General features: G+C 67.9%; 13 protein-coding genes. 10 read left to right on the forward strand and 3 right to left on the reverse strand.

Going from position 1 to position 13301, the window contains the following annotated elements; translation table 11 throughout:
* Window positions 1-98 precede the first annotated feature (98 nt).
* The 10 genes from ACSQ24_RS26160 to ACSQ24_RS26205 all read left to right on the forward strand — a co-directional run bounded on the left by ACSQ24_RS26160 (window position 99) and on the right by ACSQ24_RS26205 (window position 10237).
* Window positions 99-1100 (forward strand): BMP family lipoprotein, encoded by a 1002-nt coding sequence (locus ACSQ24_RS26160; protein ID WP_436097515.1) that lies wholly within the window; start codon window positions 99-101, stop codon window positions 1098-1100.
* 25 nt (window positions 1101-1125) lie between these two features.
* Window positions 1126-1863, forward strand: coding sequence for an MBL fold metallo-hydrolase (locus tag ACSQ24_RS26165; protein WP_436097516.1), 738 nt, complete (start codon window positions 1126-1128; stop codon window positions 1861-1863).
* The gene (locus ACSQ24_RS26170) at window positions 1860-3395 is read left to right on the forward strand and encodes an ABC transporter ATP-binding protein (RefSeq protein ID WP_436097517.1); all 1536 of its coding nucleotides are present in this window, start codon (window positions 1860-1862) and stop codon (window positions 3393-3395) included. The genes ACSQ24_RS26165 and ACSQ24_RS26170 overlap by 4 nt, the downstream gene beginning before the upstream one ends.
* Before the next feature lie 217 nt (window positions 3396-3612).
* Window positions 3613-4719, forward strand: a complete 1107-nt coding sequence (locus tag ACSQ24_RS26175) for an ABC transporter permease (protein WP_436097518.1) — start codon at window positions 3613-3615, stop codon at window positions 4717-4719.
* A gap of 121 nt (window positions 4720-4840) precedes the next feature.
* Window positions 4841-5812 carry an ABC transporter permease gene (locus ACSQ24_RS26180; RefSeq protein WP_436097519.1) on the forward strand — a complete coding sequence of 324 codons (972 nt, stop codon included), beginning with the start codon at window positions 4841-4843 and terminating at the stop codon, window positions 5810-5812.
* 3 nt (window positions 5813-5815) lie between these two features.
* Complete coding sequence (locus tag ACSQ24_RS26185; RefSeq protein WP_436097520.1) at window positions 5816-6226, forward strand: cytidine deaminase; 411 nt, start codon at window positions 5816-5818, stop codon at window positions 6224-6226.
* A gap of 63 nt (window positions 6227-6289) precedes the next feature.
* Window positions 6290-7102 carry a purine-nucleoside phosphorylase gene (locus ACSQ24_RS26190; RefSeq protein ID WP_436097521.1) on the forward strand — a complete coding sequence of 271 codons (813 nt, stop codon included), beginning with the start codon at window positions 6290-6292 and terminating at the stop codon, window positions 7100-7102.
* Between the two features lie 5 nt (window positions 7103-7107).
* Entirely contained in the window at window positions 7108-7869 is a 762-nt protein-coding gene (deoC, locus tag ACSQ24_RS26195) for a deoxyribose-phosphate aldolase (RefSeq protein WP_436097974.1), read from the forward strand.
* Window positions 7869-9176 (forward strand): thymidine phosphorylase, encoded by a 1308-nt coding sequence (gene deoA / locus ACSQ24_RS26200; protein ID WP_436097522.1) that lies wholly within the window; start codon window positions 7869-7871, stop codon window positions 9174-9176. The genes deoC and deoA overlap by 1 nt, the downstream gene beginning before the upstream one ends.
* 116 nt (window positions 9177-9292) lie before the next feature.
* Window positions 9293-10237: a 2-hydroxyacid dehydrogenase gene (locus ACSQ24_RS26205; RefSeq protein WP_436097523.1), complete on the forward strand. Its 945-nt coding sequence runs from the start codon at window positions 9293-9295 to the stop codon at window positions 10235-10237.
* A 177-nt stretch (window positions 10238-10414) separates the two neighbouring features.
* Here ACSQ24_RS26205 and ACSQ24_RS26210 read toward each other — a convergent pair whose 3' ends face one another.
* From ACSQ24_RS26210 to ACSQ24_RS26220, 3 genes are all read right to left on the reverse strand, one after another.
* The gene (locus tag ACSQ24_RS26210) at window positions 10415-11272 is read right to left on the reverse strand and encodes a C40 family peptidase (RefSeq protein WP_436097524.1); all 858 of its coding nucleotides are present in this window, start codon (window positions 11270-11272) and stop codon (window positions 10415-10417) included.
* A 39-nt stretch (window positions 11273-11311) separates the two neighbouring features.
* The gene (locus ACSQ24_RS26215) at window positions 11312-11665 is read right to left on the reverse strand and encodes a MarR family transcriptional regulator (protein WP_436097525.1); all 354 of its coding nucleotides are present in this window, start codon (window positions 11663-11665) and stop codon (window positions 11312-11314) included.
* A 181-nt stretch (window positions 11666-11846) separates the two neighbouring features.
* Entirely contained in the window at window positions 11847-13271 is a 1425-nt protein-coding gene (locus ACSQ24_RS26220) for a leucyl aminopeptidase family protein (protein ID WP_436097526.1), read from the reverse strand.
* Window positions 13272-13301 lie beyond the last annotated feature (30 nt).

A 13301-nucleotide genomic window follows, 5' to 3' on the forward strand; every position in this document is an offset into this window, starting at 1 on the left:
GGGCTCTCCAGCCCGCTTGGCCCCGCCGGCAAGCCGTGCCATCGTGACCGCAGGCAGGGATGGGGCAACCATTCCGCGCGTGACAGGGGAACGGCTCGATGCAACTGAAATCTCTCGCGCTCGCGCTGGCGGGCGTCGCCCTCTCGGCCATGGCGGCCATGGCCCAGACCGCGATCAAGCCGGCGATCGTCTATGACAAGGGCGGCAAGTTCGACAAATCCTTCAACGAAGGCGTCTTCGTCGGAGCCGAGAAGTTCAAGACCGAGACCGGCGTCGAGTTCCGCGATTTCGAGCCTACCAACGACGCCCAGATCGAGCAGGCGCTGCGCCGCTTCGCCCGCGACGGCCATTCGCCGATCATCGCCGTCGGCTTCTCGCAGGCGACCGCGCTGCAGAAGGTCGCGACCGAGTTCCCGAACCTGAAGTTCACGATCATCGACATGGTCGTCGAGCTGCCGAACGTGCAGTCGGTCGTGTTCAAGGAGCATGAGGCCTCCTATCTCGTCGGCCTCATCGCCAGCCTCGCCTCGAAGAGCGGCAAGGTCGGCTTTGTCGGCGGCATGGACATCCCGCTGATCCGCAAATTCGCCTGCGGCTACGTCCAGGGCGTCAAGGCCGGCAAGAAGGACGCCGAGATCTTCCAGAACATGACCGGCTCGACCCCGGCCGCCTGGAACGATCCGGTCAAGGGCGGCGAGCTCGCCAAGTCGCAGATCGACCGCGGCGCCGACGTGATCTACCACGCTGCCGGTGGCACCGGCATCGGCGTGCTGCGCGCGGCAGCCGACGCCGGCAAGCTCGGCATCGGCGTCGATTCAAACCAGAACATGCTGCATCCCGGCAAGGTGCTGACCTCGATGCTGAAGCGCGTCGACGTCGCCGCCTATACCTCGTTCAAGGAAGCGCGCGACGGTAACTGGAAGCCGGGCGTCTCCGTGCTCGGGCTGAAGGAGGACGGCGTCGGCTGGGCCCTCGACGACAACAACAAGGCGCTGATCACGCCCGAGATGAAAGCGGCCGCCGACAAGGCGCGCGCCGACATCATCGCCGGCACCGTCAAGGTCCACGACTACATGTCGGATTCCAAGTGCACGATGTGACGGGTCGTACCGCCGCGCCGGCGCGATGAAGGTCACGATCCTCGGCTCGGGCGACGCCTTCGGGTCCGGCGGCCGCTTCAACACCTGCCTTCATGTCGAGGCGGGTGGCGAGCAGATGCTGCTCGACTGCGGTGGCTCGAGCTTGGTGGCGCTCAACAAGACAGGGATCGAGCGCAACAGACTCTCGACGCTGCTGTTCACGCATTTCCACGGAGATCATTTCGGCGGGCTGCCAGCCTTCCTGTTGGAAGCACAGTTTGTGTCGCGGCGGACCCAACCGCTGACCATCGCCGGACCGAGAGGTGTCGAGCAGCGGGCATTGCAGGCGATCGAAAACGATTTCCCAGGGGCGTCGGGCAATGCCTGGCGCTTCCCGATCACCTATGTCGAGGTCACGCCGGAGACGCCGGCAACGCTCGCCGGCGTCGCGGTCGAGGCCTTCCCGATGGAGCATGACCAGCGCGCCGGCCCCTGCCAGGGTTACCGGCTGCAGCATGGCGGCAAGGTCTTCGCCTTCTCCGGCGACAGCGCCTGGACGGACGCGCTGATCCCGCTCTCGGCCGGCGCCGACGTGCTGCTCATCGAGTGCTACACTTGGGACCAGGTCCTGGCGAACCATCTCGACTATGGCACGCTGCGGGAGCACAGGGCCGATCTTGGCACGAAACGCATCGTTCTGACCCATATGGGTCCGCTGATGCTGGCGCATCAGGAGGAACTGCCGGAAGCGCGCGCCCATGACGGCATGGTGCTGTCGCTATGAGTGAAGCCATATCCCCGGCCATCGCGCTGATCGGCATCAGCAAGAGCTTCGGCCCGGTCAAGGCCAACAAGGACGTGTCGCTCACCATCGCAGCCGGCTCGATCCACGGCATCGTTGGCGAGAACGGCGCCGGCAAGTCGACGCTGATGTCGATCCTCTACGGCTTCTACGAGGCCGATTCCGGAGAGATCCGGGTGCGCGGCGAGCCGCGCCGCATCCGCTCCTCCTCGGATGCGATCGCGGCGGGGATCGGCATGGTCCACCAGCATTTCATGCTGGTCGAGCCGCTCAGCGTGGTCGAGAACATCGTGCTCGGCGTCGAGGGCGGCGCGCTGCTCAAGCGCGGCATCGGCAAGGCGCGGGCGGAGCTGGCGCGCCTGTCGCAGGAATACGGCCTCGCCATCGACCCCGACGCGATCGTCGGTACGCTCTCGGTCGGCCTGCAGCAGCGCGTCGAGATCCTGAAGGCGCTCTATCGCGGTGCCGAGGTGCTGATCCTCGACGAGCCGACCGCGGTGCTGACCCCGGCCGAGGCCGACCAGCTCTTCGAATTGCTGCGGGCGCTGAAGGCGCAGGGCAAGACGGTGATCCTGATCACCCACAAGCTGCGCGAGATCATGGCGGTGACCGACCGCGTCTCGGTGATGCGGCGCGGCGAGATGGTCGCCCATGTCGAGACGATCAGGACCTCGCCGGCCGAGCTCGCCGAGGCGATGGTCGGCCGGCGCGTGCTGCTGCGTGTCGAGAAGACGCCGCGCAAACGCGGCGCTCCGGTGCTCGAGGCGGCCGGCCTCTCCGTCATCGACGAGCGCGGCTGCGAGACCTTGCGGGACGCCAGCCTGACTTTGCACGAAGGCGAAATCGTCGGCATCGCCGGCGTCGCCGGCAACGGCCAGAGCGAATTGCTCGACGTGCTCGCCGGGCTGACCCAGCCGGCCCGCGGCGTGATCCGGCTCGGCGGCAAGATCCTCAACGCCGCCGACCGCAACCCGGCCAATCTGCGCCGGCTCGGCCTGATGCACATCCCGGAAGATCGGCTCAGGACCGGCCTCGTCACCGCCTTCGCCGCGGCCGAGAACGCCATCCTCGGCTACCATGGCGATCCGGCCTTCGGACGCGGCCCCTTCCTGTCGCCGACGCTGATCGAACAGCATGCCCGGGCCGGCATGCAGGATTACGATGTCCGGCCGGTCGACCCTACCCTGAAGACGGCCAAGTTCTCCGGCGGTAACCAGCAGAAGATCGTGCTCGCCCGCGAGATCGAGCGGGCGCCGAAGGTGCTGCTGGTCGGCCAGCCGACGCGCGGCGTCGATATCGGCGCGATCGAGTTCATCCATCGCCGCCTGATCGCGCTACGCGATGCCGGCGTCGCGATCCTGCTTGTCTCGGTCGAGCTCGAGGAGGTGATGGCACTGTCCGACCGGATTCTCGCTCTCTGCGGCGGCCAGATCACCGGCGAGCGCGAGGCGACCACCACCGACGAGCGCGATCTCGGCCTGCTGATGGCCGGCGTCAGCGAGCGGGCGGCGTGATGGTGGTTATAGCATTGGCGAAAGGCGCGCCCCTGACAGCTGGCACCGACAGGTCCTCTCCCCCCTTGTGGGGGAGAGTTAGAGAGGGGGGTATGCCATCCTCGACATCTGCCTTGCTTGGCGCGGAGCGGACTGCGGGCGCGATACCCCCCTCCCAACCCTCCCCCACAAGGGGGGAGGGCTTGCGTCGTGCCTCTTTCGGCAAGACGGTCATGCCATGAGCACCGCCCCGCTCGACCTGCCGCGCTGGGCCGATACTGCGCTGGTGCCGCTGGTCTCGGTCGCAGCGGCGCTCGTCGTCGCCGGGCTCGTCGTGCTCTCGATCGGCGAAAGCCCGCTGGAGGCGACGGCGCTCTTGCTGAAAGGCTCGCTCGGCAGCCTGGAGGGGCTCGGCTTCACCCTCTACTACACCACCAACTTCATCTTCACCGGCCTCGCCGTCGCGGTCGCCTTCCATGCCGGCCTGTTCAATATCGGCGGCGAGGGCCAGGCCACCATCGCCGGCATCTTCGCCGCGCTCGCCTGCCTCTGGCTCGCACCGCTGCCGGGTATCCTGCTGGTGCCGCTCGCCATTCTCGCCGCGGCTGCGGGCGGAGCGCTCTGGGCCTTCATTCCCGGCTATCTGCAGGCGACGCGCGGCAGCCATGTCGTGATCACCACGATCATGTTCAACTTCATCGCGGCGACGCTGATCGTCTATCTCCTGGTCGAGGTGATGGGGAAGACGGGCTCGATGCAGCCGGAAACCCCGGACTTCCCCAAGCAGGCGATCCTGACGCCGATCCATGAGCTGCTCGGCGGCTTCGGGCTGAAGCTGCCTTCGACGCCGCTCAACACCTCGTTCCTGCTGGCGCTCGCCGCGCTCGTCGCCGTCTGGGCGCTGATCTACCGCTCGCGGCTGGGGTATGCGATCCGCACCGTCGGCGCCAATCCGCGCGCCGCCGCCTATGCCGGCATCTCACCGGCCCGCATTACGATGGTGGCGATGGCGATCTCGGGCGCGCTCGCCGGCGGGCTCGCGGTCAACGAAGCCATGGGCGTGCAGCACCGGCTCGTGCTCGACTTCACCGCCGGCTACGGCTTCGTCGGCATCGCGGTCGCGCTGATGGGCCGCGGGCATCCGGTCGGCGTCGGGCTCGCGGCGCTGCTCTTCGGCGTGCTCTATCAGGGCGGAGCCGAGCTCTCCTTCGACAAGCCGACCATCACCCGCGACATGGTCGTGGTCATCGGCGGCATCGTCATCCTCTTCGCCGGTGCGCTCGACGGGCTGTTCCGGCGCCTCGTCGCGATTTTGCTGTCTTTCGCCGCAAGGAAGCCCGCATGACAGCGATGGCTCCCACTACGTCATTGCGAGCGCAGCGAAGCAATCCAGGGGCAACAGCGCTCGACGTCTCCCTGGATTGCTTCGTCGCTTCGCTCCTCGCAATGACGGGGAGTCCGTGACGATGGAGATCGTCCAGACGCTCGCCGTCATCTTGGATTCGACGATCCGCCTGTCGATCCCATTGCTCTGTGCGGCGCTGGCCGGGCTCTGGTCGGAGCGCTCCGGCGTCGTCGACATCGGCCTCGAGGGCAAGATGCTGATCGCCGCCTTCGCCTCGGCTGTCGCCGCCTATCACAGCGGCTCGGCCTGGGCAGGCTTGGGCGCCGGCATGCTCGCCGCGATCGCCTTGTCGCTGGTGCACGGCTTTGCCGCGATCACCTGGCGCGGCAACCAGATCGTCTCCGGGGTCGCCATCAACATGCTGGCGGTCGGGCTCACCGCCATCCTCGGCAATGCCTGGTACGGCCAGGGCGGACGCACGCCGAACCTCGAAGGATCGGCGCGCTTTCCCGAGCTCAACCTGCCGCTGGTCGGGACACTCAAGGGGGTTCCCGTCCTTGGCCCGATCTACGATATCGCGATCTCCGGCCATGCCGCGCCGGTCTATCTCGCCGTGCTGGCCCTCATCCTGACGGCGCTGACGTTGAAACACACCCGCTTCGGCCTGCGCCTGCGGGCGGTCGGCGAGAATCCGGCTGCGGTCGACACCGCCGGCGTCTCCGTCGCCGGCTTGCGCTATGCCGCGGTGATCATCTGCGGCGCGCTCTGCGGGTTAGGGGGTACCTATCTCGCGGTGTCGCAATCGGCCGGCTTCTTGCCGCAGATGACCGCCGGCAAGGGCTTCATTGCGCTCGCCGCGGTGATCTTCGCCAATTGGCGGCCGTGGCCCGCTCTATTCGCCTGCCTGCTCTTCGGCCTGCTCGACGCAATCGCGATCCGGCTCCAGGGCGTGAGTCTGCCGGGGATTGGCCTCGTCCCGGTTCAGGCTATCCAGGCGCTGCCTTATGTGATGACGGTGGTGCTGCTCGCCGGCTTCATCGGCAAGGCGACGCCGCCCAAGGCCTCGGGCCTGCCCTATGTAAAGGAGCGCTGAGAGGTGTCCGCCGAACCCGATCTCGACGCGCTCTTCGCCATAGCTCAGGCCGCACAGCGACGAGCCTATGCGCCCTATTCGCGCTTCAAGGTCGGCGCTGCCATCCTGGCCGATGACGGCACGATCTATCCCGGCTGCAATGTCGAGAACGCGGCCTATCCGGTCGGGGCTTGCGCCGAGGCCGGCGCGATCTCGGCGATGGTCGCGGGCGGGGCGCGCGCCATTCGCGCCATCCTGATCATCGGCGACGGCGCCGAGCTGGTGACGCCCTGCGGCGCCTGCCGCCAGCGCATCCGCGAATTCGCCGTTCCGGAGATGCCGGTCCTGATCGCCGGGCCCGAAGGCATCCGCGCACGGTTTTCGCTGGCCGAGCTGTTGCCAGCCTCGTTCGGACCGGCCAATTTGCCGACCTGATTTGCGGGCGTCCCCTGCGGCAACCCGATGAGCGCGGCCAAACGCGCCGATGGAGCAGACAACATGGCGGCGGATGCGCTTTTCGACCAAGCGGCATCGGTACTGATCGATCGTGGCATCGATGGCGGCATCGACTGCGCCATCGTGCTCGGCACCGGGCTCGGACGCATCATCGACGACATGGTCGATCCGATCTCCGTTCCCTTCGAGGAGATTCCGGGCTTTCCGAAAGGTTCGGTCTCGGGCCATGCCAAGCGGCTCAGCTATGGCGTGCTGCACGGCAAGCGGGTGCTGGTCTTCGAGGGGCGCGCGCATTTCTACGAGACCGGCGATCCCGCCATCATGCGCGTGCCGCTCGGCATGCTCGCCGCCTTCGGCTCGCCGCCGCTGGTGCTGACCAACGCCGCCGGCTCGCTCAGGCCGGATTTGCGGCCCGGCAGCCTCGCCCTGATCACCGACCATATCAATTACAACGGCCCGAACCCGCTGGTCGGCGATACCGGCGACGGCCGCTTCGTGCCGATGATCGACGCCTATGACCCGCATTTGCGCGCCCGCCTGAAGAAGGCGGCAGCCGCCAGCGGCGCCAATATGGGCGAGGGCGTCTATATGTGGTTCTCCGGGCCGAGCTTCGAGACGCCGGCCGAGATCAAGATGGCCAAGATGCTGGGCGCCGACCTCGTCGGCATGTCGACCGTGCCCGAGGTGATCCTGGCGCGCCGCTACGGCCTGCGTGTCGCCGGCATCTCGATCGTCACCAATATGGGCGCTGGCATCCTCGGTGGCGCCCCCAGCCATGGCGAGACGCGCGATGTCGCCGCGACCGCATCGACTGCGCTGCGGCGGGTGCTGCGCGCCTTCCTGAGTGAGCTCTGATGCCGATGTCCGATGCCGACCTCGCCCTGCGTGCGCTCCGCCTGCTCGACCTGACGGATCTGTCCGACCAGGCCAGCGAGACCGGCACGCTGCAGCTCTGCGCCCGCGCCGTCGCGGCGCCCGGCCCGGTCGCCGCGATCTGCATCTGGCCGCAATTCGTCAAGCTGGCGCGCCAGACGCTGAAGGCTTCGCCGGTCAGGATCGCGACCGTGATCAACTTTCCGGCCGGCGGCAGCAATTGCAGCCCGATCGGCGGCGACATCACCGAAGCGATCGCCGATGGCGCCGACGAGATCGATATGGTCCTGCCCTGGCGCGCCTTCCTCGCCGGCGATGTCGACATTGCCCGCGATATGCTGGCCGAAGCCCGCGCCGGCTGCGGCGACAAGACGCTCAAGGTCATACTCGAAACCGGCGAATATCCCGATCAGGCTTCGGTTTTAGCGGCATCCGAACTCGCCATCGCGGCCGGGGCCGACTTCATCAAGACCTCGACCGGCAAGACCAGGACCTCTGCCACGCCGGCCGCCGCTCGCACCATGCTGGAGGCGATCAAGGTCTCGGGCAAGCCGGTCGGCCTAAAACCCTCCGGCGGCCTGCGCACGCTCGCCGACGCCAAGATCTATCTCGACCTTGCCGGTGAATTGATGAGCCCGAACTGGGCGACGCCGAAGACCTTCCGCTTCGGCGCCAGCAGCCTCTACGGCGTCCTCGCCGACATCATCGCCGGCACCGCCCCGGCCGAACGGACCGACGGAGCCTATTGATGCGCCTGCCGCAGGAGATCATCGCCGCCAAGCGCGACGGCGAGCGCCTCGGCGCCAACGACATCCGGCAGATGATCGCAGGCCTGACCGATGGCTCGGTCAGCGAGGGCCAGGCCGCCGCCTTCGCCATGGCGATCTTCTTCCGCGACATGGACGCCGAGGAGCGCGTCGCGCTGACGCTCGCCATGCGCGATTCCGGCACGGTGCTGGATTGGCGCGATCTCCCCGGCCCGGCGCTCGACAAGCATTCGACCGGCGGCGTCGGCGACACCGTCTCGCTGCCGCTCGCCGCTGCGGTCGCGGCCTGCGGCGGCTATGTCCCGATGATCTCCGGCCGCGGGCTCGGCCATACCGGCGGCACGCTCGACAAGCTCGATGCGGTGCCGGGCTATGTCACCCAGCCGGGGATCGACCTCTTCCGCCACGTCGTGCGCGAGGTCGGCTGCGCCATCATCGGCCAGACCGCCGATCTCGCCCCGGCCGACAAGCGTCTCTATGCGATCAGGGACGTGACCGGCACGGTCGAATCGATCCCGCTGATCACCGCCTCGATCCTGTCGAAGAAGCTCGCCGCTGGCCTCCATGGCCTCGCCATGGACGTGAAGTTCGGCTCCGGCGCCTTCATGCGCGATTTCGACAAGGCGGAGGCTCTGGCGCAGAGCCTCTCCGACGTCGGTAACGGCGCCGGTCTGCCGACGCGGGCGCTGCTCACCGATATGAGCGAGCCGCTGGCCTCCGCCGCCGGCAATGCACTCGAGGTCGCCTATGCGCTCGACCACTTGACCGGCCGTCGGCGCGAGCCGCGCTTCCACGAGGTCACGGTGGCGCTGTCGGCCGAGATGCTGCTGCTCGGCCGGCTGGCGGCGACGCGCGAGGAGGCGGTCGCCAAGATCGAGGACGCCTTCGCCAGCGGCGCGGCGGCTGAGCGCTTCATTCACATGATCGCGGTGCTTGGCGGCCCGGCCGACCTGCTGGAACACCCCGAACGGCACCTCGCCCGCGCGCCGATCGTCCGCCCGGTCTTCTCCGACCGACCGGGCCTGGTCGAGGCGATCGACACGCGTGGCATCGGCCTCGCCGTGGTCGCGCTCGGCGGCGGCCGGACCCGGCCGCAGGACGAGATCGACCATTCCGTCGGCATCACCGAGCTCGCCGGGCTCGGCGACCGGGTCGGTCCCGACCGACCGCTCGGCATCATCCATGCCCGCAGCGAGGCCGGCTTCGACGCCGCCCGCATCCGCCTGAAGAGCGCCTATCGCCGCGGCGAAGCCGCTGTTACGCGTGGGCCGCTGATCATCCCCGCTTAGAGCACGTCCGCGTTTCTTCGAATCGCGGACGTGCTCTAGATCTTTATTTTATCGCATTTTCTTCACGCGAACCGGTATCCACTTCGCTCGAAAATGCTCTAGGAGAGTTCCCGCCCATGAGCCTGCTTCTGGCGATCACCGGCTGGCATGTCGAGAGCTGGCGCGAGCGCTTCGCGGCGCTGCTGCCAGAATTGCCGATCGTCACGCTCGGCGAACCGTTCGACCGGCGCGCCGTCCATTATGTCGCGAGCTGGAAGCACCCCGAAGGCAGCCTCGCCGGCCTGCCCAATCTCGCCGCGATCTTCTCGCTCGGCGCCGGCGTCGACCATCTCTTTACCGACAGCCGCCTGCCCGAGGTGCCGATCGCACGGGTGATCGATCCCGACCTGACGACGCGGATGAGCGAATATGTCGTCATGCACTGCCTGATGCAGCTGCGCCAGCAGCGCCGTTACGATCGTCAGCAGCAGGAGAAGTCCTGGGATGACGACCGCCACCAGCCGGCAGCGCGCGAGGTCCGCGTCGGCATCATGGGGCTCGGCGAGCTCGGGCAGGATGCGGCGCGCAAGCTCCAGATCATCGGCTTCAACGCTGCTGGCTGGAGCCGGTCGCCCAAGACGATCGAGGGCCTCGTCACTTTCGCCGGAGAGGACGGAATGGCAGCCTTCCTCGCCCGCACCGACATCCTTGTCTGCCTGCTACCGCACACCCCTGAGACGCAAGGCATCCTGAATCGTCCGCTGCTCGCGGGGCTGGCGCGCGACGGCCGGCTCGGCGGGCCGGCGCTGATCAATGCCGGGCGCGGTAAATTGCAGGTCGAGGCGGACATCCTGGCGGCGCTCGACGCCGGCGAACTCAGGGCGGCAGTACTCGACGTCTTCGAGACTGAGCCGCTGCCGCAGGATTCGCCGCTCTGGAGCCATCCCGCCGTGACGGTGACGCCACACAACGCCGCGATGTCGGCGCCCGAGACCGTCGCCGACCAGATCGCGGCGCAGATCAAGCGGCTGGAAGCCGGCGGAGAGCTCGAGAACGTCGTCGATCCGGCGCGGGGCTACTGAGGCTCTCCGTCATTGCGAGGAGCGTCAGCGACGAAGCAATCCAGGAAGACTTGGAGCTCTGCCGCCCCTGGATTGCTTCGCTTGCGCTCGCAATGACGGAGTAATCATCGGCGCCGTCGTGGCATGGGTGGGTTCCGGGCTCACTGCTGCGCAGCGCCCCGGAAAGACGGCGAAGGCTTAGCTCAGCCGCTTGATCGCGGTGATCGGACCGCCCTTGCGGGCGAGGATGCGATCGCGCGCCGGGCGCAGGGGCTCGCTGATCACGCTCATCGTATAGGCAGTGGCGTGCAGGAGCGTGCCCGGATCGGTCATGATGCCGACATGGCCCTTCCAGAAAACGAGGTCGCCGCGGCGCAGGCCATCGAGGCTGTCATCGAAGGCGACGGCCTCGCCCAATCCTTGCTCCTGCATGTCCGAATCGCGCGGCGCCATCACCCCGGCAGCGGCCAGCGAGAGCTGGACGAGGGCCGAGCAGTCGAGGCCAAGGCTGGTTTTGCCGCCCCAGAAATAGGGCACGTGCAGGAAGCGCTCCGCCACTGCAACGAAATCCGGTTCATGCTGATCACGCGGGCAAAGATGCTGCTTGAAGACGTAGCCGCCGCGCTCGGTCGTGAAGAAGTCGCCGCTCTCGCCGGTGACCGCCAGCGCCGCGCCAATGGACAGCGCTTCCAGCGGCGACAGTTTGATCGAGGGACCGGGGTAGACGAAGGTCCGGAGCGCGCTGACGCGATGCGTCGGAACTGGAGCATCGCCGGCCAGGCAGTCCTCGGGCAGGTAGCCGACATAGGAATCACCGACGAGCTGGCCCCAGGCCCAGCCCTCATGCTGCTCGAAGACCCGGACCGCCTCGCCGGCGAGCGCCTCGGTGTCGAGCGGCGCGTCGGGCCGCGGCTCGCGCCGCAGCGGAACTGACGGCGTCACCACCCGCATCGGGATCGGATCGGCGAAGGCCAGTGCCTCGACCTTGCCGTCGAGATGACGGGCGGCGAGGTCCGGGCGGGCGGGGGTGAGGCGGCGGTCGAGAATCGCGGTCATGGCCGCACTCTAGCCCTGTCCGGTTAACGGGCGAAGCGTTCAGGTCGCGCCGAGCTCGCCCGCCCGCGCCGTGACGAGATCGGCGAGATGCTCGACCGCGAGCGCGCCCGCCACCGTCCGCTGGATGACGACATTGCGCTTGTCGAACTCGTCGCGCTTCCGCGTGACCAGGCCGAGCTTGCCCATGCTGTCGAGGGCGCGGGTGATCACCGGCTTGGTGACGCCGAGCCGCGCGGCGAGGCCGCGCACGGTATGCGGCGGCAGCTCGAGATAGATGGTCAGCAGGATCGCGGTCTGGCGCACCGAAAGATCGGCTTGCGTGTCGCGCACCAGATCGAGATGCACCTCGCGCCAGAGCCTGAGCGCCTGCGTCGGCTTGATCTCCAGCGCCATGCCGTCCCCGGATCGTTACGGGGCCGTATCATTATCGCGGCGGCGATGCTGCGCAACTGGAGTCGCAAAGCAAGCTTAACAGGCGTCCCCGTCATTGCGAGGAGCGCCAGCGACGAAGCAATCCAGCGACTCGCCCGACGGCTCTGGATTGCTTCGCTTCGCTCGCAATGACGGTTGGCGCTCAGCGCGTGCCGTAAAGCTGCTTCGCCAGCGCATAGGTCAGGCGCGCCGCCTGGCATTCGCCGCCTTCGGGGCGGCCGGGCTTGGTCGAGGGGTTCCAGCCATAGATGTCGAAATGAGCGTAGGACCGGCTTTTCTCGACAAAGCGGTTGAGGAATAGCGCCGCCGTCACCGAACCGGCGAAGGCGCCACCGGAGACGTTGTTGAGGTCGGCGATCTTGGAATCGAGCAGGCCGTCATAGGGCGGCCAGAGCGGCATGCGCCAGACCGGGTCGTTCACCACAGCGCTGAGGCGAGCGATCTCGGCGGCCAGCCCGTCGTCATGGGTGTAAAAGGGCGGCAGATCGGGGCCGAGCGCGACGCGAGCGGCGCCGGTCAGCGTGGCGAAATCGATCAGCAGCTCGGGCGCCTCCTCGTCGGCGAGCGCCAGCGCATCGGCGAGAATGAGCCTTCCCTCGGCATCGGTGTTGCCGATCTCGACGGTCAGGCCCTTCCGACTGTGCAGCACGTCGCCGGGACGGAAGGATGCGCCTGAGACGGCGTTCTCGACCGCTGGAACCAGCAGGCGAAGCCGGACCTTCAGCTTCGCCTGCATGATCATGCGCGCCGCCGCGATCGCAGCCGCCGCACCGCCCATGTCCTTCTTCATCAGCAGCATGCCGGCATCAGTCTTGAGGTTGAGCCCGCCCGTATCGAAGGCGACGCCCTTGCCGACCAGGGTCACCTTGGGGTGATCGGCCGCGCCCCAATGAAGATCGATCAGCCGCGGCGCCCGGGTCGAGGCCCGGCCAACGGCATGGATCATCGGAAAATTGGCCACGAGCAGATCGTCGCCGACGATGCTGCCAACCTCGGCGCCATAGGTTTCAGCGAGCGTCCGCATGGCCGCCTCGATCTCGGCCGGACCGAGATCGGCGGCGGAGGTGTTGACGAGATCGCGCGCCAGGCCGGTCGCCTCGGCGAGATTGGTCAGTTCTTCGCCGTCGACGCCCTCGGGCAGGACGAGTCGCGCCGCGACCGGCTTTTGCTTGCGATAACGTTCGAAACGATAGGCGGTGAGCAGCCAGCCAAGCGCTGCGAGGCCGGCATCGCCAATATCGCCCGCAAGAGCGTAGCTGCCCGGCGGCAGGCTCGTGACAAGACGGCCGGGGGCGAACGGATCGCGCCGGCGTGGCCCCGTCGCATCGACCCCGAGCAGCACGGCGGCAAGAGAACCCGCCGCATCCGGCAGCAGGACATGCTGTCCGGTCCGCGCTTCGAAGCCCTGAGCCTGGGCAAAGCTACGTGAGACGGAGGCGAGTCTTTCTTGCAAGGCCGGCCAGTCGGCCTTGGCGACGCAATGGACGGGGATGGCGGGTGTTCCGGCGGGCTGAAGCAGAGAATGCACGATCGACGAACCTCGGATTGGCGAGCCTGGCGCCGGCATTCAGGCCCACGCGAATCCGCCCGGTTAACA

This window comes from Allobosea sp. LjRoot237 (genome assembly GCF_964253285.1).
GTDB lineage: Bacteria > Pseudomonadota > Alphaproteobacteria > Rhizobiales > Beijerinckiaceae > Allobosea.

Bases quoted from the DNA above. Each gene is read 5' to 3' on its own strand.
- ACSQ24_RS26160 (WP_436097515.1), top strand. From the start codon at position 99: ATGCAACTGAAATCTCTCGCGCTCGCGCTGGCGGGCGTCGCCCTCTCG.
- ACSQ24_RS26165 (WP_436097516.1), top strand. From the start codon at position 1,126: ATGAAGGTCACGATCCTCGGCTCGGGCGACGCCTTCGGGTCCGGCGGC.
- ACSQ24_RS26170 (WP_436097517.1), top strand. From the start codon at position 1,860: ATGAGTGAAGCCATATCCCCGGCCATCGCGCTGATCGGCATCAGCAAG.
- ACSQ24_RS26175 (WP_436097518.1), top strand. From the start codon at position 3,613: ATGAGCACCGCCCCGCTCGACCTGCCGCGCTGGGCCGATACTGCGCTG.
- ACSQ24_RS26180 (WP_436097519.1), top strand. From the start codon at position 4,841: ATGGAGATCGTCCAGACGCTCGCCGTCATCTTGGATTCGACGATCCGC.
- ACSQ24_RS26190 (WP_436097521.1), top strand. From the start codon at position 6,290: ATGGCGGCGGATGCGCTTTTCGACCAAGCGGCATCGGTACTGATCGAT.
- deoC (WP_436097974.1), top strand. From the start codon at position 7,108: ATGTCCGATGCCGACCTCGCCCTGCGTGCGCTCCGCCTGCTCGACCTG.
- deoA (WP_436097522.1), top strand. From the start codon at position 7,869: ATGCGCCTGCCGCAGGAGATCATCGCCGCCAAGCGCGACGGCGAGCGC.
- ACSQ24_RS26205 (WP_436097523.1), top strand. From the start codon at position 9,293: ATGAGCCTGCTTCTGGCGATCACCGGCTGGCATGTCGAGAGCTGGCGC.
- ACSQ24_RS26210 (WP_436097524.1), bottom strand. From the start codon at position 11,272: ATGACCGCGATTCTCGACCGCCGCCTCACCCCCGCCCGCCCGGACCTC.
- ACSQ24_RS26215 (WP_436097525.1), bottom strand. From the start codon at position 11,665: ATGGCGCTGGAGATCAAGCCGACGCAGGCGCTCAGGCTCTGGCGCGAG.
- ACSQ24_RS26220 (WP_436097526.1), bottom strand. From the start codon at position 13,271: ATGCCGGCGCCAGGCTCGCCAATCCGAGGTTCGTCGATCGTGCATTCT.